Genomic DNA, 20,613 nt, shown 5'->3' on the forward strand with positions numbered 1-20,613 from the left:
GTATCAATGAGATGCCAGTTTAAGGCTTTCGCAACCATTTGAAAAATTGATTGTTCCAATTGTTTCAATTGGCTTTGACTATCGCAATGCTATTGCGAGACCATCATTATCCCCGTTCCCGGGACAAAGCGTTATTGGCTGGCTACGATTGCCGTATCGACACTACGGCGCAGCAGGGTGTCGAATTCGATGGCGGGCAGGGGCCGGGCGAACAGGTAGCCCTGGCCGTAGTCGCAGCCGGCGGCGGCCAGCAGGGCGCGCTGCTCCGGGGTTTCCACGCCTTCGGCGATCACGCGCAGGCCCAGCTTGTGGGCCATGACGATGATGGCGTCCGACAAGGCCATGTCGCTTGAGTCCGGCGCCAGGTTGCGGGTGAAGCTGCGGTCTATCTTCAGGTAGTCGATGTCGAACTTCTTCAGGTAGGACAGCGAGGAGTAGCCGGTGCCGAAGTCGTCCAGCGCGACCTGGATGCCGCCGTCGCGCAGCTGCAGCAGCTTGTCGGCCACCGTGCTGCTGGCGTCGAGCAGCAGGCCTTCGGTGATTTCGATGACCACGGACTGGCCAGGCAGGCCCAGCTCGCCCAGCAGCGCCAGCCAGCTTTCGTAACCGCCTTCGCGCTGGAATTCCAGCGGCGACTGGTTCACGCTGAGCTGGAACTCGGGATGCACTTCGCTGCGCCAGCGCTGCAGCCAGTGCACCGATTCGCGGAACACCCAGGCGCCGATTTCGATGATCAGGCCGCTTGCCTCGGCCAATGGGATGAATTCCATCGGGCTGACCAGGCCGCGCACCGGATGGCGCCAGCGCAGCAGCGCTTCGGCCTTGTGGATGCGGCCCGTCTTCAGGTGCACGATGGGCTGGAAGTACAGTTCCAGCTGCTGGCCCTTGACCGCGCCGCGCAGGTCGTTGGTGAGCCGCATGCGGTTCAGCGCAGCCACCTGCAGCGCCGGCGTGAAGTAGCTGAAGCGGTTGCGGCCGGCGTCCTTGGCGGCGTACATGGCCTGGTCGGCGTGCTTGAGCAGGTCTTCCATGGAGGCCGCGTCGTCCGGGTACAGGGTGATGCCGATGCTGGCCGAGACGAAGGCCTGCTCCTGCCCCAGCGGGAAGGGCGCCAGCAGGCTGTCGAGAATGGTCTGGGCGATGGTGTCCACGCGGCCCAGGCCCGCCTCGTCCAGCTCGCTCAGGATGACGGTGAATTCGTCGCCGCCCAGGCGCGCCACGGTGTCGCACTCGCGCACGCAGGCGCCGATGCGCCGCGCCGCGTCCACCAGCAGCACGTCGCCCTGGTGGTGGCCCAGGGTGTCGTTGACTTCCTTGAAGTGGTCCAGGTCGATGAACAGGATGGCGGTGCGGCTGCCGTCGCGCCGGCTCTTGACGATGGCTTGCTCAAGCCGGTTCTGGAACATGCGCCGGTTCGGCAGCTGGGTCAGGGCGTCGAAGTTGGCCTGCTGCCACACCAGCGCCTCGGTCTGCTTCTTGTCGGTGATGTCCTCGATCATGCACAGGTGGCCGGCGGCGGTGTTGCCGGCGTCGAGCGCGGTGATGGAGGCGTCCACCCAGACCACCGAGCCGTCCGGGCGCAGCAAGCGCTTGGCCAGCTTGAAGCCGCCGATGCGCTGCGCCTGCAGCTGCGCCACCTGCTCCTGCTCGGCGGCCAGGTCGTCCGGGTGGCTGATGTCGCGCCAGCTGCTGGCCTTCATCTCGTGCAGCGAGCGGCCGGCAATCTCCAGGTAGCGCGGATTGATGTCGCGAAACTGGCCGCTGGCGGTGTCGATCAGCGCAATGCCCATGGGTGCCGCCTCGAACATGGTGCGAAAGCGCGCCTCGCCCTTGCGGATGGCTTCCTGCGCGCGGCGCCGCTCGCGCGCCAGCAGGGCCACGTGCACGCCGCCGCCCAGCACCAGCAGCACCGCGCCGGCCGCCAGCGCGCGGTACAGCCAGGCCAGCGCGCGGCCGCCGTCGGCCTGGTACAGGAAACCGTCGAAGCTGGCGCCGCGCGGCATCATGCCCAGGTCGGTGTACACGTCGGCGATGTGCTGCCAGCGGTCCGGGTTCATATAGCCCACTTCCACCAGCACCGGCTGCACCAGCGGCACCATGGCGCGCGCCTCGTACAGCAGGTGGCGGCGGTCGTTGCGGCGGGAATATTTGTTGAGGATCAGGTCGGCGACTTCTTCCTGGTGGCTCATGGCGTACTGCCAGCCGCGCATGCTGGCGGCGCGGAAGGCCTTGGCCCGCTCCGGATGGTCGCGCACTTCCTGCTCGCTGGTGAACAGGTTGTCGCCGTAAAAGTCGATGCCGGCGTTGCGCGGGCTGTAGATATCGTAGGGGAAGCCGGCGCGGTCCAGCAGGTCCGGCTCGTTGGTGACGTAGATGGACATGGCGTCCACCTTGCCGGAGATCAGGTGGTCGATATTGAAGCTGTGCTCCAGGCGCTGCAGCGTGGAAGTCGCGATGCCCTCCTTGCGCAGATAGGCCAGGATCTCATCAGCCTGGCTCAGGTCGTCCGTCAGGCGGCCTATCATCACGCGCTTGCCGCTGATGCGGTGCACGTCCGGCGCGGCCGCGCTTTGCGGCATCACCAGCGCGTACGGCGAATGCTGAAATACCACGCCCAGCACCACCAGCGGCTTGCCCGCCAGGCGCGCCAGCAGCAGGCTGCTGCTGCCGACGCCGTACTGTGCCTGGCCGGACAGCACCTTGCGCTCGGGTTCGTTGCCGTCCGAGCCTTCCAGGATGCGCACGTCCAGCCCGGCCTCGCGGTAATAGCCCTGCTCCAGCGCCGCGTAGTAGCCGGCGAACTGGAACTGGTGGCTATGCTTGAGCTGCAGCACCACCTTGTCCTGCGCCGGCGCCGGCCGGCAGAGCAGCGCGGCGGCCAGGGCGGCCAGCAGCGCCAGCGCCCGGCACACGCTCCAGCCCCCACCGCGGCGCGGCGGGCGCGGCAGCGAGCGGGACGAGGGGCGGCGCGGCAGGCGGCGCGGCAAGGCGGCTCCGGTCCCGTGGCGCCGCCGCCGTTACTGGACCACCAGCACCGGCACGCGCTGGTCGGTGGTCTGGCCGTTGCCGAGCTGGCCGTCGGCGTTCAAGCCCCAGCTCCACAGCGTGTTGTCGAGCATCATGCCAATGCTGTGCTGGCCGCCGGCCGAAACCAGGGTCCAGCCGGTGGAGGTGCCGATCTGCACCGGCGCCACCTGGTCCACCAAGGTGTTGTTGCCGATCTGGCCGTTGCTGTTCGAGCCCCAAGCCCACAGCGTGCCGTCGGTGCGGATCGCCAGCGTGTGCTTGACGCCGGCCGAGACCACGGACCAGTTGTTGGCGGTGCCGGCCAGCAGCACCTGCACCGGAATGGCGGAGCCGACGGTGCTGTTCAGACCCAGCTGGCCGGCCGCGTTGTCGCCCCAGGTCCACAGGGTGCCGTCGGCGCGGATGGCCGCCGAGTGGCCGCCGCCGGCCGATACGCTGGCCCAGCTCTGGGTGCCGATCTGGGCCGGCGCCAGCACGTCGGGGCCGGCGACCGCGCCATTGCCCAGCTGGCCGGTAGCGTTGCCGCCCCAGGTCCACAGCGTGCCGTCGCTGCGGCGCGCCATCGAATGGGTGTCGCCGGCCGCCACGGCGGTCCAGGTGTCGGTGCCGATTTTCACCGGCGCCAGGCGCGGCAGCACCGTGCCGTCGCCCAGCTGGCCGTTGACGTTGCGGCCCCAGGCCCACAGGAAGCCCTTGTCGTCGATGCCCAGGCTGTGCGCCTTGCCGGCCGCGATGTACAGCCACTTGCCGGTGCCGATCTTGGTGGGCACCAGCTTGTTGACCGAGGTGCCGTCGCCCAGCTGGCCGTTCTGGTTGAAGCCCCAGCCCCACAGCGAGCCGTCGGCGCGCAGCGCTAGGGTGTGGAATTCGCCGCTGGCGATCTGTTTCCAGGTGGTGTTGGCGCCGGAGACCACCACCGGCTTGCTGCGCGCCAGCGTGCTGTTGTCGCCCAGCTGGCCCTGCAGGTTGCCGCCCCAGGCGTACAGGTTGCCGTCCAGGTGGCGCGCCACCGTGTGGCGGCCGCCGGCGGCCATGGCGGCCCACTGGCCCTTGACGGTGATGTTGGCGCTGCCGCTGATGCTGCCCACGGTGGCGGTCACGGTGTCGGTGCCCAGCGCCTTGGCGGTCACCAGGCCGGCGGTGGACACGGTGAGGTTGCTGCCTTTGACGCTCCAGGTGACGCCGGCGCTCAGCGCGCTGGACTTGCCGTCCGAATAGGTGGCGGTGGCCGCCATCTGCTGCGTGCCGCCGACGATCAGGGTGGGCGCCGCAGGGGCAAGCGCCAGCGACACCAGGGTGGGCGCGGTGGGCGTGGTCGGGGTGGTGGGCGCGGTGGTGGAGTCGCCGTCGCCGCCCCCGCCGCAAGCGGCCATCAGGGCCAGCACGGGTACCAGGAACAGGGTCTTCAGGCTAAAGGTGTTTTTCATTGTGGTCCAGTCGGAATCGCAGGGAGCTGAAAGCGAATTATTCCATGCTTATGGGAAATACGCGCAAGAAAACGACAACACCGCCCGGAAGGCGGTGTTGTGGAGACACACTGGGCCGGCCGGCCCTGCATTTTGTCCTTGTTTTGCCCGTGCTTTGCGCTTACTTGCGGCCGCGCGGCGCGCTGCCCTTGCCGGCCGGGGCCGCCGGCTTGGCTTTCACCTTGATAGTGTCGAGAATGGAAGGACGGGCCTTGGTCTCGACGCTTTCACGCGCGGTGAGCGAACCGGTCAGCGCGTTGGCGCGGCCGCGGCCGCTTGGCGGCGCGCCCACGGCGACACGGCCGCTGCGCGTGCCCGGCAAGCCGGCCGGCGGCTTGGTGGTCTGCTTGGCGCCCGGCGCGGCCATCGGCATGGCGCGCTTGCCTTCCGGCGCAGCCTTGAAGTTTTCCTCGCCCGGGGTCCAGAACGGGATCAAATGCTTCTCGCCGTTGCCGATCAGGTCGCCGCGTCCCATGCGCCGCAGGGCGTCGCGCAAGATGGGCCAGTTCTTCGGATCGTAGTAGCGCAGGAAAGCCTTGTGCGCAGTGCGCTGCTTCTGGTTGCGCGGCGTTTCCACCGTTTCCGAATCCTCGGTCACCTTGTGCAGCGGGTTCTTGCGCGAGTGGTACATGGCGCTGGCCATGGCCATCGGCGTCGGCATGAAGGTCTGCACCTGGTCCAGGCGGAAGTTGTTCTTTTTCAGCCACAGCGCCAGGTTCAGCATGTCCTCGTCCGTCGTGCCCGGGTGGGCCGCGATGAAGTAGGGGATCAGGTACTGCTTCTTGCCGGCTTCGATCGAATACTTCTCGAACATGGCCTTGAACTCGTCATAGGCGCCGATGCCGGGCTTCATCATCTTGCTCAGCACATTGCTTTCGGTGTGCTCGGGCGCGATCTTCAGCAGGCCGCCCACGTGGTGGGTCACCAATTCCTTGACGTACTCGGGCGAACGCACCGCCAGGTCGTAGCGCAGGCCGGACTGGATCAGGATCTTCTTGACGCCCTTGATCTCGCGCGCCTTGCGGTACAGCTGGGTCAGCTTGTTGTGGTTGGTGTTCAGGTTGACGCAGATCGACGGGTACACGCACGACAGGCGGCGGCACGATTCCTCGATGGTCTTGTCCTTGCACGTCAGGCGGTACATATTCGCGGTCGGGCCGCCCAGGTCGGAAATGATGCCGGTGAAGCCCTTGGTCTTGTCGCGGATGTGCTCGATCTCGCGCAGGATGGACGGCTCGGAGCGGCTCTGGATGATGCGGCCCTCATGCTCGGTGATCGAGCAGAAGGTGCAGCCGCCGAAGCAGCCGCGCATGATGTTGACCGAGAAACGGATCATTTCCCAGGCCGGGATGTTGGCGTTGCCGTAGCTCGGGTGCGGCGCGCGCGTGTATTCCATGTCGTACACGTTGTCCATCTCGTCCATGGCCAGCGGCAGCGGCGGCGGATTCATCCACACGTCGCGGTCGCCGTGCTGCTGCACCAGCGCGCGCGCATTGCCCGGGTTCGATTCCAGGTGGAACACGCGCGAAGCGTGCGCATACATCACCGGGTCATCCTTGACCACGTCGTAGCTCGGCAGGCGCACCACGGTGCGGTTGTGCTTTTCCCTGGCCATGGCCTGGCGCTCTTCGCGCGTCATGATGCGGATCGGCTTGACGGTCGGCTCCGGCGCCGCGTTCTCGCTGGCGCACTCCTTCTTGTCTTCCTTGGCCATCGCGTACGGGTCCGGGTGCGGATCGATGCGGCCCGGCACGTCCACGCGGGTGGAATTGTGCACGCCCCAGTCCTCGCCCGGCATCCAGCCCAGCGGCACCATGAAGGCGGTGCCGCGCAGGTCCTTGATGTCCTTGATGTTCTCGCCGGCGTCCAGGCGCTTGGTCATGTCCACCAGCGCGCGCTCGGCGTTGCCGAAGATCAGGATGTCGGCCTTGGATTCGGTCAGCACCGACTTGCGCACCTTGTCCGACCAGTAGTCGTAGTGGGCGATGCGGCGCAGCGACGCTTCGATCGAGCCGATGACGATGGGCGTGCCGGGATAGGCTTCGCGCGCGCGCTGGGCGTACACAGTGACGGCGCGGTCCGGGCGCTTGTTGGGGGCGCCGTCCGGGGTGTAGGCGTCGTCCGAGCGCGGCTTGCGGTCGGCCGTGTAGCGGTTGACCATGGAGTCCATATTGCCGGCGGTGATGCCGAAATACAGGCGCGGCTTGCCCAGCGCGCGGAACGGATCGACCGAGTGCCAGTCCGGCTGGCTGATGATGCCGACCTTGTAGCCCTGCGCTTCGAGCAGGCGGCCGACCAGGGCCATGCCGAAGCTCGGATGGTCGATATAGGCGTCGCCGGTGACTAGGATGACGTCGCACTGCTCCCATCCCAGCGCATCCATTTCGGCGCGGGACATGGGCAGGAAGGGCGCGCTGGCAGCGCGGGCAGACCGCTTGGGGACGGTCGCAAATAAATTGGTGGGGGTCATAGGGACGGGATTGTACCGGAAATGCGGCCCGCGTGCTCAAGCGATAGGCACAATCAATTGGAAAATCTTTTAATTTTCAATAACTTGTGAAAGATGGGCAAGTATGCCGCCCCCATAAAAATTGAGGCAACTTCATTGCCTTTGCTGCCATTTTTGCTATAACGAGAAGAACCACCCTCTAGGAGATCACCATGCGCCGCCGCCTCTACTTCATGCTCCCCGATATTCCCAGCGCCCGTGCCATGCTGGATGAAATGCTGCTGGCCCGGATCGAAGAACGCCATATGAAATTCATGGCCAAGGAAGGCACCCTGCCCGACGACATGCCGGATTGCAGCTTCCTGCAGCGCACGGACCTGGTGCATGGCGCGCAGCTGGGCATGGTTATCGGCGGCATCGTCGGCCTGGCGGCCGCCATCTTCCTGACCATGTTCCCGCCCGACGGCATGACCTTGCGCACCGCCGCCATCCTGCTGGTGGCGCTGGGCGGCGCCATCTTCGGCGGCTGGGCGTCCGGCATGAACGCGGCCGCCGTGCCGAACAAGAAACTGGAACAGTTCGCCCCCGCCATCGAGCGCGGGCAGGTATTGATGATCGTGGACGTGCCGCCCCGGCGCGTGCTCGAGATCGAGGAGATGATCGCCAAGCGCCATCCCGAAATCAGCTTTGGCGGTATTGAACCGCCCATGCTGGCGTTTCCGTAACGCTGGCTGCCCGGGAGCCGGTCCTAGCGAGGCCGGCGGCCCCGGGTCCGGATTCCGATGGCGGCGCTGCGGCGCCGCCGTTGTTTTTCAGCCCGCGCTCAAATGCCCATATTGCCGAGGATGCGGCCCAGCTCGCGCAGGGCCGGCTCCAGCGTGGGATGCTTGACGGCGAACTTGGCCGAGATTTCCTGGGTGCGCTCGGCCAGGCCGTAGGTGGTGGTATCCATGGTGGCGTCCACCCCGCCCGTGCCCGCATTTTCCTGCGCCACGCGGCGCTCCAGCAATTGCTTGATATCGCCGTCCAGCTGCGCCAGCAGATCCAGCAGCTCCTCATCCACCGGACCGGGCGCGCTGGCCAGTTCCGCGTGCAGGGTCTTCAACGATGCCTTCAGATTGCTGTCCATAGTCCCGTCCCCTTAGTGGTCGTTATATGCAATTTATACACCCAATCGCCGCTGCCAGCTATGACCTGGCGCTGCGCAGCCATTCGGCATAGGCACAAGAGGGAAAGGCGTCGGCAAAGCCGGCGCGCAGCGTGCGCAGCGACGGCCAGTCGCGCGACAGGCCGTCGATCTGCTCGACGCTGACGGAATTGACGTGGTCCATCATGTTCAGCTCGCCCAACTCGCCCAGGGTGAAAATGTCGGCCAGCTCTTCCAGCTCGGCCTGCCCCAGCTGGCGCAGCGGTCCCGGCGGGACGCCAAGCACCAGGTCCACCATGCCGTCGGTGGCGCGCATCTGCCAGCCCATCAGTTCGCCGTCGATGGCCAGCACGTCGTCGCCGACCTGCGCCTCAAGGTAGATGGCGCCGTTGCGCGGCGGCACGCCCAGGCCGATTTCCCAGCCGTCGCCGCCCAGCGGCAGCGCGCCCGAGGCGGCCGCGCGCTCGCGGAATTCGGGCGCGTTGCGGACCGCCAGGCTCAGGCGCAGCAGCTTGCTGTCGGCCGGGTCCGGCCCCAGTTCCCAGCCCAGGTCCGGGTAGGCCGCCAGCGCGCCGTTCACCTGCCCGACGAACTCTTCCTGCCCCAGGTGGTCCAGCTGATCCATGGCCTGCGCCAGTGTGTCCAGCAGTTGCTTCATCGTATGTCTCCCAAGATGCTCATAGCAACATGATACCGCTGCGCAAACCGGGCAGGCGCCTGCTTGTGTTACTTCGCGCTCAGGCCGCGGCGTTCCAGCAGCGGCTCGATCTTGGCGTCGCGGCCGCGGAAGTTGCGGAACAGGTCCAGCGCATCGGCCGTGCCGCCGCGCGACAGCAGGGTCTTGCGGAACCAGTCGCCGTTCTTGCGCTGCAGGCCGCCGTTTTCCTTGAACCATTCCACGGTGTCGGCGTCCAGCTTTTCGCTCCACAGGTAGGCGTAGTAGCCGGCCGCGTAGCCGCCCGAGAAGGTGTGCGAGAAGTAAGTGGTACGGTAGCGCGGCGGCACCGGCGCGTAGTCGACGCCGGCGTCCTTCAGCGCGGCCGCCTCGAAGGCCAGCACGTCGGTCGGGATCTGCGCGGCGGTCAGCTGGTGCCAGCGCTGGTCCACCAGCGACGAGGCCAGGTATTCGGTGGTGGTGTAGCCCTGGTTGAACTTCTTCGACGCGGCCACTTTCTCCAGCAGCTCCTTCGGCATCGGCTCGCCGGTCTTGTAGTGGCGCGCGTAGTTGGCCAGCACTTCCGGCTGCACCATCCACATTTCGTTCACTTGCGACGGGTATTCGACGAAGTCGCGCGGCACGTTGGTGCCGGAGAAGCGCGGATATTGCACGCTGGAGAACATGCCGTGCAACGCGTGGCCGAACTCGTGGAAGGCGGTCTTCACTTCGTCCACCGTCAGCAGGGTCGGTTCGCCGGCCGGCGGCTTGGGAATGTTCAGGTGGTTGGCCACCACCGACTGCGTGCCCATCAGCCGGGACTGCGAGACGTATTCATTCATCCATGCGCCGCCCTGCTTGGACGGGCGCGCGTACATGTCGGCCAGGAAGATGGCCAGCTGCTTGCCGTTGGCGTCGAACACGTCGTACACCTTGACGTCCGGATGGTACACCGGCAGGTCCTTGCGCTCCTTGAACGACAGGCCGTACAGCTTGCCGGCCGCGAAGAACACGCCCTTCTCCAGCACATTGTTCAGCTCGAAGTAGGGCTTGAGCTGGTTGCCGTCAAAGCTGAAGCGCTGGGCGCGCACCTTCTCAGTGTAGTAGGACCAGTCGGCGGCGCCGATCTGCAAGCCGGCCTTCTCGGCGTCGGCCACCGCTTGCAGGTCGGCCACTTCCTTGCGCGCATTGCTCACGGCCGGCTTGGCCAGCTCGGCCAGCAGGGTGTTGACGGCCGTGGTGGTCTTGGCGGTCTGGTCTTCCAGCGAATAGGCCGCGTAGTTCGGGTAGCCCAGCAGCACGGCCTTGTCGGCGCGCAGCTTGGCGATCTTCAGCACGTTGGCGCGGTTGTCGAACTCGCCGCCGTGGCTGCCGCGCGCCAGCGACAGGTCCATCATGCGCTTGCGGGTGGCGGGATTGGTGAGCACGGCCAGCGGTGCCTGGCCGGTGGTGTTGGTCAGCGCCACGGCGAACTTGCCGTCCAGTCCGCGCGCCTTGGCGGCGGCAGCGGCGGCGTCGATGGCGGTTTCGGACATGCCGGCCAGTTCGGCGCGGGTGTCCACCACCAGCGCGCTGGCGTTGATTTCCTTCAGTACGTTCTGCTGGAAGGCGGTCTGCAGCGTGGCCAGCTCGCCGTTCAGCACTTTCAGCTTTTCCTTGTCGGCGGCGGAGAGCTTGGCGCCGGCGCGCACGAAGTCGGTGTGGTAGCGTTCCAGCAGGTGCTTCGATTCCGCGTCCAGGCCCAGCTTGGCGCGCTTGTCGTACAGCGATTGCACGCGCGCGTACAGCTTGGCGTTCAGGTAGATGGCGTCATTGTGCGCGGCCAGCTTGGGAGACATGTCGGTGTCGATCTCGTCCAGCTTGGGATTGGTGTTGGCGCCTTGCAGGTTGCTGAAGGTGGTGGACACGCGCGTCAGCAGCTGGCCGGCGCGTTCCATGGCCACGATGGTGTTCTCAAAGGTAGCGGCCTTGGGGTTGTTGGCGATGGCTTCGATTTCCCTCAGGTTCTGCGCCATGCCTTCGGCGAAGGCGGGCGCGAAGTGCTCGTCCTTGATCAAGTCGAACTGCGGATAGTGGAAAGGCAGCGGGCTGAGCTTGAAGAAAGGGTTGCCCGCCTGCGCGGCGGCGGCCATAGCCGGTGCGGCTGCGGTTTGCGCGGCGTGGGCGAACGGGGTCAGCGCCAGGCCGAGGCTGGCTGCGAGTACGAGCATCTGAGGACGGGACATAGCATCTTTCAAAGTGGGCCAAGGACAGCCCTGCAACGCACGGTAGGCGGCGGCAGGACGGAAGCCGACGATGATAGCAGGCAGTCTATACAACGTCACCCGCAATCCATGCTGCACTGCACGCTATACCCCGTGTTTCAGGTGCTCGACGAACCAGCGCCCGGCCGGGCCGGGCGGATGGTCGCGCAGGTGGATGGCGTGCATGGAGAAGGCGGCGCGCATGCCGGTGATGCCTTCCAGGTCCAGGCGCACCAGGCGGCCCGCGTCCAGGTCGTCCTGCACCATGTGCAAGGGCATGTGGCCCCAGCCCAGGCCGGCTTTCAGGAAGGCGTGCTTGGCGCCCATGTCGGCCAGGCGCCAGGCCTGCGCCGCCAGCACGCCGAAATTGCGGCCCTCGGTGAGCGGCGAGCGGTCGGTCAGCACCAACTGCACATGCTGCGCCGCCACGGACTGCAGCACCATGCCGGCGATGGCCGCCAGCGGATGCTCCGGCGCCGCCACCGTCACCGCCGGCACGCTGAGCAGGTATTGCGAGGCGCAGGCGGCCGGCACTTCCGGCAGCGAGCCGATCACGGCGATGCGGCACTGCCCCGTCAACAGCGGCTGCACCACGGCGCCCAGCGCTTCCACGAACAGGCGCAGCGGCGTGCCGGGGAATTGCTGGTGGAAGGCTTGCACCGCCGCCGTCAGCGTGGCGATGGGATACATCACGTCCACCGCCACCGCCAGTTCCGGCTCCAGCCCTTCGGCCAGGGTGCGCGCCTTGGCCTTGAAGGCGTCCATGCCGCCCACGGCGGCGCGGGCCTGCTCCAACAGCGCGCTGCCCTCTTCCGTCAGTGTCGGATAGCGGCCGCTGCGGTCGAACAGGGCGAAGCCCACCTGCAGCTCCAGGTTGGCCAGCGTGGTGCTGACCACGGACTGCGCGCGGCGCAGCTTGCGGCCGGCGGCCGAGAAGCTGCCCTCCTCGGCCGCAGCGATAAAGGTGCGCAGCTGGTCCAGCGACATGGCGTCAAGCATCCATCTACTCCACAGATAGTATCCATCCAATTATATAGGCTTCCGCGATGGATCGGCCACGCCTAAGATGGCATCCATACCAACGCACCTTGAAAGGAACAGCGTATGAACCAGGCAATCCACCCTACCCGACTGGCGCCGGCCGCGCAGCGCGGCATCGTGGCCCGCACCCAAGGACGCGGCCATCGCGGCATTACCCGCCTTGTCAGCCCCGGCGATCTGGGCGAACTGATCAAACCCTTTGTGTTCCTGGACCTGTTCCGCATGGGCGCCAGCCACGGCATGACGGGCATGGGCATGCACCCGCACTCGGGCATTGCCACCGTGACCGTGGTGATGGAGGGCGCGGTCGAGTATTACGAGACCACCGGCCAGCAAGGCGTGCTGAACGCGGGCGGCGTGGAATTCATGAGTGCGGGCGGCGGCGTCTGGCACGGCGGCAGTCCGCATGGCGACGCCGGCGTGGCGGGCTTCCAGCTCTGGCTGGCATTGCCGAAGGAAGACGAGAACGGACCGGCGCACAGCCAGTACCTGGCGGCGGAGCAAGTGCAGTCCAGCGGACCGGCGCGCGTCATTCTCGGCAGCTATGAAGGCGTGACCAGCCTGATCCAGCCGCGCGCACCGATCACCTACCTGCACGTGAAGCTGCGCGACGGCGAGCAGTGGACTTACACGCCGCCGGCCGGACACGAGGTGGCCTGGGCCGCAGTGGGCAAAGGCACGCTGGCGGTGGACGACGCGCTGCTGGAGCGCGAAGTGGCGGTGTTCGACGAGGGCGGCGGCGCGCTGCAGTTCACGGCGCGCGGCGACACGGAATTCGTGCTCGGCTCGGCGGCCAAGCATCCCTATCCGCTGGTGACCGGCATGTACTCGGTCCACACCAGTGCGGCCGCCCTGATGCAGGGTGAAGCCGAGATCAGCCGCATCGGCAACCAGCTGCGCAGCGCAGGCCTGATTTAACAACCCACAAACAACGCAAAGGACACATCATGAACACCAAGCAAACCAGCGTCGTTCCCGCCATCGGCCGCGTGCTGCTGGCCGCCATCTTCATCCTCAGCGGCCTCGGCAAGCTGATGGCGCCCGCCGCCACCATAGGCTATATGCAGGCCATGGGCTTGCCGCTGGCCGGTGCCGGGCTGGCGGCCGCCATCGTGGTGGAGTTGGGCGGCGGCCTGCTGCTGGCCCTGGGCTACCGGACCCGCGTCGCGGCCCTGGTGCTGGCCGCGTTCTCCGTGGTGACCGGCCTGGTCTTTCACAGCGCGATCGGCGACCAGAACCAGATGATCCACCTGCTGAAAAACTTCGCCATGGCAGGCGGCCTGCTGCAAGTGGTGGCCTTCGGCGCCGGCGCCTACAGCCTCGACGCCCGATCCGCCCAAAAAGCGGCGGCCGCCGTAGGGCGGGTTAGCGCAGCGTAACCCGCCGCAGCGCCGCAGCCCGGCAGCGCTCAGCCAAACAGCTTGTTGGCCGTCTTCGCAATCAATCCCCCCTGGAAGCGCGCGCCGTCCAGCTCCAGTTGGCTCGGCTGCCGCTGTCCCTGCCCGCCGGCGATGGTGGTCGCGCCATACGGGCTGCCGCCCACGATCTCATCCAGCGTCATCTGGCCCTGATAGCTGTAGGGCAGCCCGACGATCGTCATCCCGAAGTGCATCAGGTTGGTGATGATGGAAAACAGCGTCACCTCCTGCCCGCCATGCTGCGTGGCGCTGGAGGTAAACGCGCCGCCCACCTTGCCGTTCAGCGCGCCGCTGGCCCACAGGCCGCCGGCCTGGTCCAGGAACGCCCCCATCTGCGACGGCATGCGGCCGAAGCGGGTGGGCGCGCCGACGATGATGGCGTCATAGTTGGCCAGCTCGGCCACCGTGGCGACCGGCGCGCCTTGCTGCAGCTTGAAATGCGATTTCTCGGCCACTTCCTGCGGCACGGTTTCCGGCACGCGCTTGATATCCACCGTTGCCCCTTCCGCGCGCGCACCATCGGCCATGGCTTGCGCCATCGCCTCGATGTGGCCGTAAGACGAGTAATACAGAACAAGTACCTTCGACATAGCTATCTCCATTTAAATGACTGATCGGGCACGCGGCAGCACGGCGTGCTTCGGTAGCATAAAGCCATTTGGAGGTCGCGGGGCGCGGCGCAGGGCCTGCTCTCCCTTCAGGAAGAGAGCCGGGTTTCGATGCGGCGGTCGGGGATGAACCACACCAGCGCGACCGCGGCGTACAGGCACACGCTCAGCCAGGGATGCAGCGCCGCCACCGCGATGCCGAGCACATACAGCGCGATCGACAGCCACAGCTTGCGCTCCTTGCCCACCGCCTGCGCCAGCGCGGAGTTGGCGCCGTGCAGCTTGATCAGCACCTTTTCCAGCAGCATGTAGGCCAGCGCGCTCATGGTGAGCACCACGCCGTAGATCGCAGCGGGGATGGTGCTGAAATGGTTCTCGCCCATCCAGCCGGTGACAAAGGGAATCAGCGACAGCCAGAACAGCAGATGCAGGTTGGCCCACAGCACGCTGCCGTTGACCTTGCTCACCGCGTGCATCATGTGGTGGTGGTTGTTCCAGTAGATGCCCACGTACACAAAGCTCAGCACATAGCTCAGCATCACCGGCCCCAGCGGCAACAGCGTGTCCCAAGTGGCACCGTGCGGCACCTTCAGTTCCAGCACCATGATGGTGATGATGATGGCGATCACGCCATCGCTAAATGCTTCCAGCCTGCCTTTACCCATGTTCCATCCTGATCGATTCAAAGTTGATTATGCCGGCACGCGCTGTGGTTACGCCAGTACGATGGCTTGGCGATGGTCTGACTATCCAGACAATCATTTCATAGTAGCAAATATGGCGCGCCGCTCCCAGCCTGTCGTTGGAGAGAAGTGCTATGCGTCCAGGCCGGCCTCGAACAATTCATGGCCTTGCCAGCGAGGGGCAGCAGAGCGGTCCTGAAGGGTGACGGCTTTGGCGGCCAATCCGGCTGCGCGGGCGAGTTTGGGCAGCGCGCGGCAGTAGCTGCTTTGGACGCCGATCAGCCGGGCCAGCTGGCGGTATTCGACCACCATGCCGTCGGGCACAGCGGCAAGCGCTGCCACCGCGCGCTCGCGCCAGTCATCAGACCAGGCCGGCAGCTCGCCGGGCAGCGCGGTGACGCGGTCGCCACGCTCGATCGTCCCGCCGCGCAGCACCCGGGCCAGCATGCCGCGCTGCAGGCCGATGCGGCGCGCCAGGCCCGGCGCCTTGCTGCCCAGATGGCCGCAGGCCTCGCACTGGAAGGTCAGCCACAACAACGCTTCGGCGCCGAGTTGCAGCACGGTGCCGGAGTGCAGCGCGGCCGTGTCGAAGTCCAGCAGCAGGTTTTCGCCGAGGGCGCGCGCGGGAAGGCCGTGGCTGGCATAGGCGGGCGCGCCGGCCAGCAGCAGCTGGCGCGGCGACAGCGGGTCCGCGTGCCTATCGCCGGCCAGGCCCAGTCCCGCAAGCGCCATGACGCGGCCGGTCTCTTGCAGGACCCGCATGCCTTCGCCGCGCTGCGCGAGCGCCAGCACGCTGCCCATGGCAACGCCGGTGGCGGCATCCTCGGCGCGGACCGGAGCCGAGCACGGGACGGGCGTCATCGGCTTAGCCAAACGGGCGCACGCCGATCAGCAGGCCGTGCAGCCAGAAGGCGAACACGGCCCAAGCGGCGAGGCCTGCCACCACCGTGATGGCGGTGCCGGACGCGGTGCCGGGCGGATAGACGGTGGCGGCGGCGCGGTCGCGGCGGCGGCTGGAGATGAAGCAGACCACGGCCCAGGCCAGAAACGCGCCGAACAGCAGCAGGTCCGCCACGGTGCCATTGGCCAGCAGGTGCGCCAGCGCCCAGGTCTTCACGCCCAGCAGCATGGGATGGTGCAGCCTGGCCTTGATGCCGTTGCGCGGCACGTAGGCGGCGGCCAGGAAGACGAAGGCGATCGCGGTCAGCAAGCCGGCCAGGTGGCGCATGCCCAGCGGCGGCGTCCACAGCACCACCGGCGACTGGCGCGCCTGGCCGTAGCCCCATACCAGCAGCGCGAAGCCGGCCAGCGCCAGCAGCGAATACAGGCCCTTCCACGCGTTCTCGCCCAGCCGCGCGCGCATGGCCGTGCGCCACGGGTCGGCCACGATGCGCACCGAGTGCACTCCAAGGAAAATCAGCAAACCCAGCACCAGGATAGTCATCGCGTCGCTCCGAATTGAGATGGCTTGACGATAGATCAAAATGGCCAGAGCGGCAACCTGATTGCGACGAAACGCGGACGGCGCGGCGCCGAAGCGCCGCAGGCAGCGTGCTACCATTGTTGCATGGCCAATTCTTCCCCTCTTCAGTATGACGCCATCGTGGCTGGCAGCGGCCCCGGCGGCGCCAGCGTGGCGCGCGCGATGGCGCTGCGCGGCATGCGCGTGGCGGTGCTGGAACAGGGCAGCACGGCGCCCCTGACGGGCACGCTGGGCCAGATGGCGGCCATCGCCGCCGTGCCCGGCAAGGGTGCCTTCCTTCATGGCGACGCGTCGCTGCTGGTGCGCGGGCTGGTGGCGGGAGGCAGTTCGGCCATCAATTTCGCCACGGCCGCACCGCCGCCGCCGGCCATGTTCGCCGCGCATGGCATCGACCTGGAACCCCAGCTGGCGGCCTTGCGCGCCGAACTGCCGATGGCGCCGCTGCCGGACAAGCTGGTCGGCCCGCTGGCGGCGCGCATCATGCAGGCGGCGCGTTCGCTGGGCCTGGACTGGCACAAGCTGGACAAGATGATACGGCCGCAGATTTGCCGCAGCGGCTGCTGGCGTTGCGTCTACGGCTGTCCCTATGGCGCCAAGTGGACGGCGCGCGATTTTCTCGACCAGGCTTGCGCCCAGGGCGCCGTGCTGGCCGGCGATGCGCGCGTGACGCGCGTGCTGCTGCGCGACGGCCGCGCGGCGGGGGTGGAAGCGGTGGTGGGCGGCGAGCTGCGCACGGTGCTGGCCGACACGGTGGTGCTGGCCGGCGGCGGCATCGGCAGCCCGCGCCTGCTGCACAGCTCCGGCCTGGCGCCGCGCAGCGCGCCGTTCTTCAGCGATCCGGTAGTGGCCGTGATGGGCAGCGTGGACGACTTGCACGCGCCGCACGCCGGCGCCGAAGTGCCGATGGCGGCGGGCATGCAGCTGCACGCGGACGGCATTGCGCTGGCCGACCTGACCCTGCCCAAGCCCATGTACCAGGCCTTTGCGCTGCAGGTGGGCCGCTTCGGCCGCCTGGCGGCGCATGCGCGCACGCTGAGCATCATGGTGAAGATACGCGACGAGATCGGCGGCAGCATCGGCCCGCACTGGGTGGACAAGCGACTGCAGCCCGGCGACCGGAAGAAGCTGGGACAGGGCGAGGAACTGGCGCGCAGCATACTGGCGGCGGCCGGGGCAAAGCATGTGTTCCGCAGCTGGCATTTCGCCGCGCATCCCGGCGGCAGCGTGCGCATCGGCGAAGGCGTGGACAGCGATCTGCAGACAGCCATGCCGGGCCTGTACGTATGCGACGCGTCGGTGATACCGGGGCCGTGGGGCTTGCCGCCTACGCTCACCTTGCTATGCCTGGGGCAGCGGCTGGGCGAACACATCGCCGGCCTGGCGGGGGCCGGCGCGGCGGGCCAGCGCCCGCAAGGCATGCCAATGCTGATCGCCGCGTCCGGCCCGGCGGACCATGCCGGCGGCAGCGCAGGGAGCGCCGCCGGCAGCGTCAGTAGTGCGGCGGACGCTCGTTGAGCGGACCCTGCCCGCCCTGCGGATTCTCGCGCACGTGCTGTGCCAGCGCGTGCAGCATCTGCTCCAGCTTGTCGATCTGCTTCTGCTGCTCGTAGATGCGCTGGTTCAGCGATTCCACCATGTCTTCCTGGTGGGCGATCTTGATTTCAATGTCTACAAACCTGTCTTCGTTGCTCACTGCGTGCTCCCTGCTGTAAAGCCGTATTGTACCGGCGGCAGCAGCGCCACATCCGGCAAGTCCGCCGCCACCTGCGCCACGGTGGCGTGGCGCAGCAGGGCATCCACCACCACGGGCAGCGGCTCGGCCCAGATTTCCGGCAGGTCGCGCTCGTCCGGCGCCAGCACCGGGAAGGCCAGCTGTTCGCGCGGCGGCGTGAACTGCGCGTCCACGCCGGGCTTGTTGCCGCGCGCATCGATGCGGTACCAGCCGTGGCCTTCGAGGTAGACCGCGTTCAGGCCATGCAGGCAGAACGGCGGGCCTGCCGTACCCACCGCCAGGCGCTGGTAGCACAGGCCGGCAGGAATGCCGTTGGCGCGCAGCAGCGCCGCCAGCAGATGGCTCTTGGCGTAGCAGTAGCCGGTGCCGTGGCGCAGCACGTCGGACGCGCGGCAAGTGACCGGGTCCATGCGGTAGTCCCAGCTGTGCTTGATCTGGTCGCGCACGAACTCGAAGCAGCGGCGCGCCACCTCGGCCTGCGTGGCGCAGCCTGCGGCCAGCTCGGCCGCCTTGCTGGCCACTTCCGGGTGGCCGCCGTCGATCCAGTTGCTGAAAGCGAGGTAGTGGTCAGTTGGCATTGGGATTGGGCACCGCTTTCGGCGTGGCCAGCAATTCTTTCATGCGCGCCAGGCGTTCGCGCGGGCTGATGATTTCGGATTCCTTCGGCACCGCGTCGCCCACGTCGAGCTGCATCTCCTTGATGAAGCGCGACTGGTCGCAATGCACCTGCTCGCCGGCGCGCTTGCGCTTCTTGCACCAGGTGATCTGCAGGGTGCGCTTGGCGCGCGTGATGCCGACGTACATCAGGCGCCGCTCTTCCTCGATGCGCTGCGCCAGCGTTTCCACCGGCGCGTCCGGATCGCCCTTGTGCGGCAGGATGCCTTCCTCGCACCCAACCAGGAACACGTGCGGATACTCCAGCCCCTTCGACGCGTGCAGGGTGGACATGCGGATCGCGTCCGGCTCTTCGTCCTTCCCTTCCAGCATGGTCATCAGCGCCACCATCTGGGTCAGCTCCAGCACGTTCTTTTCTTCGCCGGAGCGGTCCTTGCCGCCGCGGCCCCGGTCCTTCAGCCAGTTGACGAATTCCATCACGTTCTGGAACTTGCTCTGCGCGGCGCGCTCCTCGAAACTGTCGTACAGGTAGGACTCGTAGTGGATGGCTTCCATCAGGTCGTCCAGCACCTGGGCGGCGTTGTCGCCGGAACCGGCCGCGCCGGGACGGCTGGCGCGCGCTTCCAGGTGGTTGATGAAGTTGCAGAACTCGCGCAGCGGCAGCAGCTGGCGGTCCGGCAGCTTGGCTTCGATGCCGCCCTTGAACACGGCCTCGAACAGCGAGCACTGCCACTGGCCCGAGAACGCGCCCAGCACCTCCAGCGTGGACTGGCCGATGCCCCGGCGCGGCGTGGTGACGGCGCGGATGAAGGCCGGGTCGTCGTCCTGGTTGGCCAGCAGGCGCAGGTAGGCGATGATGTCCTTGATCTCGGCCTTGTCGAAGAAGCTCTGGCCGCCGGAAATCGTGTACGGGATGCGCTGGTTGCGCAGCGCCTGCTCGATGATGCGGGCCTGGTGGTTGCCACGGTACAGGATGGCGTAGTCGGTCCACTGGTTCTTGCGCTCGAAGTGGTCGGCCGAGATCATGATGGCCACCTGCTCGGCTTCCTGCTCGTCGTTCGGCATCGAATGCACCTTGATCGGTTCGCCCAGGCCGTGCTCGGACCACAGCGACTTCTCGAACAGCTTGGGATTGTTGCCGATCACCGCGTTGGCGGCCTGCAGGATGCGCGTGGTGGAGCGGTAGTTCTGCTCCAGCTTGATCAGCTTCAGGTCCGGGAAGTCCACCTTCAGGTTGGCCAGGTTTTCCACCGTGGCGCCGCGCCAGGCGTAGATGGCCTGGTCGTCGTCGCCCACGGCGGTGAACATGGGCTTCTTGCCGATGCCGGTCACCATCAGCTTGACCAGCTCGTACTGGCAGGTGTTGGTGTCCTGGTATTCGTCCACCAGCAGGTAGCGCAGGCGGCGCTGCCATTTGTCGCGCACGGCGCCGTTGTCGCGGAACAGTTCCACCGGCAGGCGGATCAGGTCGTCGAAATCGACCGCCTGGTAGGCCGCCAGCGTGGACACATAGCTGGCGTAGATGCGGGCCGACTGCGCCTCGTCCTCGTCCTTGGCGTTGCGCAGCGCGTCGGCCGGGTCCACCAGGCCATTTTTCCACAGCGAAATATCGTTCTGGATGCCGCGGATGATCTGCTTGTCGGTGGTGATGGCCAGGTCCTGCACCAGCGAATAGCAATCGTCGCTGTCCATGATGGAAAAGCGGTCCTTCAAGCCCAGGTGGTTCGCTTCCTGGCGCAGGATTTTCACGCCCAGCGAGTGAAAGGTGGATACTGTAAGCAGTTTGGCCTGGCGCGGCTGCTTGAGCAGCTTGCCGACCCGCTCCTGCATCTCCAGCGCGGCCTTGTTGGTGAAGGTGAGCGCGGCGATGGTGCGCGGGTCATAGCCCCGGTCCTCGATCAAATGGGTGATTTTCTGCGTGATGACGCGTGTTTTTCCCGAGCCCGCGCCGGCCAGCACCAGGCAGGGGCCGTCCAGGTAGAGCACGGCTTCGCTTTGCGGAGCATTGAGACCGAACTGTGGTGCGTTAGACATGATTTCCAGGCG

The 20,613-nt window shown here is 67.0% G+C and carries 18 protein-coding genes; 4 read left to right on the top strand and 14 right to left on the bottom strand.

Annotated features, from left to right (window positions below):
* Positions 1–131: 131 nt before the first annotated feature.
* From ACFJI2_RS25990 to ACFJI2_RS26000, 3 genes are all read right to left on the bottom strand, one after another.
* Complete coding sequence (locus ACFJI2_RS25990) at positions 132–2,987, bottom strand: EAL domain-containing protein (RefSeq protein WP_377702505.1); 2,856 nt, start codon at positions 2,985–2,987, stop codon at positions 132–134.
* A gap of 30 nt (positions 2,988–3,017) precedes the next feature.
* On the bottom strand, positions 3,018–4,454 hold the full coding sequence (locus tag ACFJI2_RS25995; RefSeq protein WP_377702506.1) for an Ig-like domain-containing protein: 1,437 nt from the start codon (positions 4,452–4,454) through the stop codon (positions 3,018–3,020).
* 160 nt (positions 4,455–4,614) lie between these two features.
* Positions 4,615–6,891 (bottom strand): YgiQ family radical SAM protein, encoded by a 2,277-nt coding sequence (locus ACFJI2_RS26000; protein ID WP_377702507.1) that lies wholly within the window; start codon positions 6,889–6,891, stop codon positions 4,615–4,617.
* A gap of 263 nt (positions 6,892–7,154) precedes the next feature.
* Between ACFJI2_RS26000 and ACFJI2_RS26005 the strand changes: the two genes are divergently transcribed.
* Positions 7,155–7,667: a DUF1269 domain-containing protein gene (locus ACFJI2_RS26005; RefSeq protein ID WP_377702508.1), complete on the top strand. Its 513-nt coding sequence runs from the start codon at positions 7,155–7,157 to the stop codon at positions 7,665–7,667.
* Between the two features lie 98 nt (positions 7,668–7,765).
* On the opposite strand, the gene ACFJI2_RS26010 is transcribed toward ACFJI2_RS26005, so the two are convergent.
* From ACFJI2_RS26010 to ACFJI2_RS26025, 4 genes are all read right to left on the bottom strand, one after another.
* The gene (locus tag ACFJI2_RS26010) at positions 7,766–8,071 is read right to left on the bottom strand and encodes a DUF4404 family protein (RefSeq protein WP_107869454.1); all 306 of its coding nucleotides are present in this window, start codon (positions 8,069–8,071) and stop codon (positions 7,766–7,768) included.
* A 58-nt stretch (positions 8,072–8,129) separates the two neighbouring features.
* Positions 8,130–8,747 carry a hypothetical protein gene (locus ACFJI2_RS26015; RefSeq protein WP_377702509.1) on the bottom strand — a complete coding sequence of 206 codons (618 nt, stop codon included), beginning with the start codon at positions 8,745–8,747 and terminating at the stop codon, positions 8,130–8,132.
* 68 nt (positions 8,748–8,815) lie between these two features.
* On the bottom strand, positions 8,816–10,969 hold the full coding sequence (locus tag ACFJI2_RS26020) for a M3 family metallopeptidase (protein WP_377702510.1): 2,154 nt from the start codon (positions 10,967–10,969) through the stop codon (positions 8,816–8,818).
* A gap of 123 nt (positions 10,970–11,092) precedes the next feature.
* Complete coding sequence (locus ACFJI2_RS26025) at positions 11,093–11,986, bottom strand: LysR family transcriptional regulator (RefSeq protein ID WP_377702511.1); 894 nt, start codon at positions 11,984–11,986, stop codon at positions 11,093–11,095.
* 105 nt (positions 11,987–12,091) lie between these two features.
* Between ACFJI2_RS26025 and ACFJI2_RS26030 the strand changes: the two genes are divergently transcribed.
* Entirely contained in the window at positions 12,092–12,946 is an 855-nt protein-coding gene (locus tag ACFJI2_RS26030; RefSeq protein WP_377702512.1) for a pirin family protein, read from the top strand.
* Positions 12,947–12,975: 29 nt separating this feature from the next.
* Positions 12,976–13,407: a DoxX family protein gene (locus ACFJI2_RS26035; protein ID WP_377702513.1), complete on the top strand. Its 432-nt coding sequence runs from the start codon at positions 12,976–12,978 to the stop codon at positions 13,405–13,407.
* A 29-nt stretch (positions 13,408–13,436) separates the two neighbouring features.
* Here ACFJI2_RS26035 and wrbA read toward each other — a convergent pair whose 3' ends face one another.
* From wrbA to ACFJI2_RS26055, 4 genes are all read right to left on the bottom strand, one after another.
* Complete coding sequence (gene wrbA / locus ACFJI2_RS26040; protein ID WP_107869460.1) at positions 13,437–14,036, bottom strand: NAD(P)H:quinone oxidoreductase; 600 nt, start codon at positions 14,034–14,036, stop codon at positions 13,437–13,439.
* Positions 14,037–14,143: 107 nt separating this feature from the next.
* Complete coding sequence (locus ACFJI2_RS26045; protein WP_377702514.1) at positions 14,144–14,719, bottom strand: TMEM175 family protein; 576 nt, start codon at positions 14,717–14,719, stop codon at positions 14,144–14,146.
* Positions 14,720–14,869: 150 nt separating this feature from the next.
* Positions 14,870–15,598, bottom strand: coding sequence for an MOSC domain-containing protein (locus tag ACFJI2_RS26050; protein WP_377702515.1), 729 nt, complete (start codon positions 15,596–15,598; stop codon positions 14,870–14,872).
* A gap of 4 nt (positions 15,599–15,602) precedes the next feature.
* Complete coding sequence (locus ACFJI2_RS26055) at positions 15,603–16,181, bottom strand: NnrU family protein (protein ID WP_377702516.1); 579 nt, start codon at positions 16,179–16,181, stop codon at positions 15,603–15,605.
* 123 nt (positions 16,182–16,304) lie between these two features.
* Between ACFJI2_RS26055 and ACFJI2_RS26060 the strand changes: the two genes are divergently transcribed.
* Positions 16,305–17,735 carry a GMC family oxidoreductase N-terminal domain-containing protein gene (locus ACFJI2_RS26060; RefSeq protein ID WP_377702517.1) on the top strand — a complete coding sequence of 477 codons (1,431 nt, stop codon included), beginning with the start codon at positions 16,305–16,307 and terminating at the stop codon, positions 17,733–17,735.
* Here the strand turns inward: ACFJI2_RS26060 and ACFJI2_RS26065 are convergent.
* Genes ACFJI2_RS26065 through ACFJI2_RS26075 form a run of 3 tightly spaced genes read right to left on the bottom strand, consistent with a single transcriptional unit; the run spans position 17,710 to position 20,601 of the window.
* A complete protein-coding gene (locus ACFJI2_RS26065; protein WP_107869465.1) occupies positions 17,710–17,913 on the bottom strand; it encodes a SlyX family protein in 204 nt (67 codons plus the stop codon). The genes ACFJI2_RS26060 and ACFJI2_RS26065 overlap by 26 nt on opposite strands.
* Positions 17,910–18,530, bottom strand: coding sequence for a transglutaminase family protein (locus tag ACFJI2_RS26070; RefSeq protein WP_377702518.1), 621 nt, complete (start codon positions 18,528–18,530; stop codon positions 17,910–17,912). Before ACFJI2_RS26070 ends, ACFJI2_RS26065 begins: the two co-directional genes overlap by 4 nt.
* A complete protein-coding gene (locus ACFJI2_RS26075; protein ID WP_377702519.1) occupies positions 18,520–20,601 on the bottom strand; it encodes a UvrD-helicase domain-containing protein in 2,082 nt (693 codons plus the stop codon). The genes ACFJI2_RS26070 and ACFJI2_RS26075 overlap by 11 nt, the downstream gene beginning before the upstream one ends.
* Positions 20,602–20,613 lie beyond the last annotated feature (12 nt).

The sequence above is a fragment of the Pseudoduganella sp. UC29_71 genome (genome assembly GCF_042693265.1).
Classification (GTDB): domain Bacteria; phylum Pseudomonadota; class Gammaproteobacteria; order Burkholderiales; family Burkholderiaceae_D; genus Rugamonas.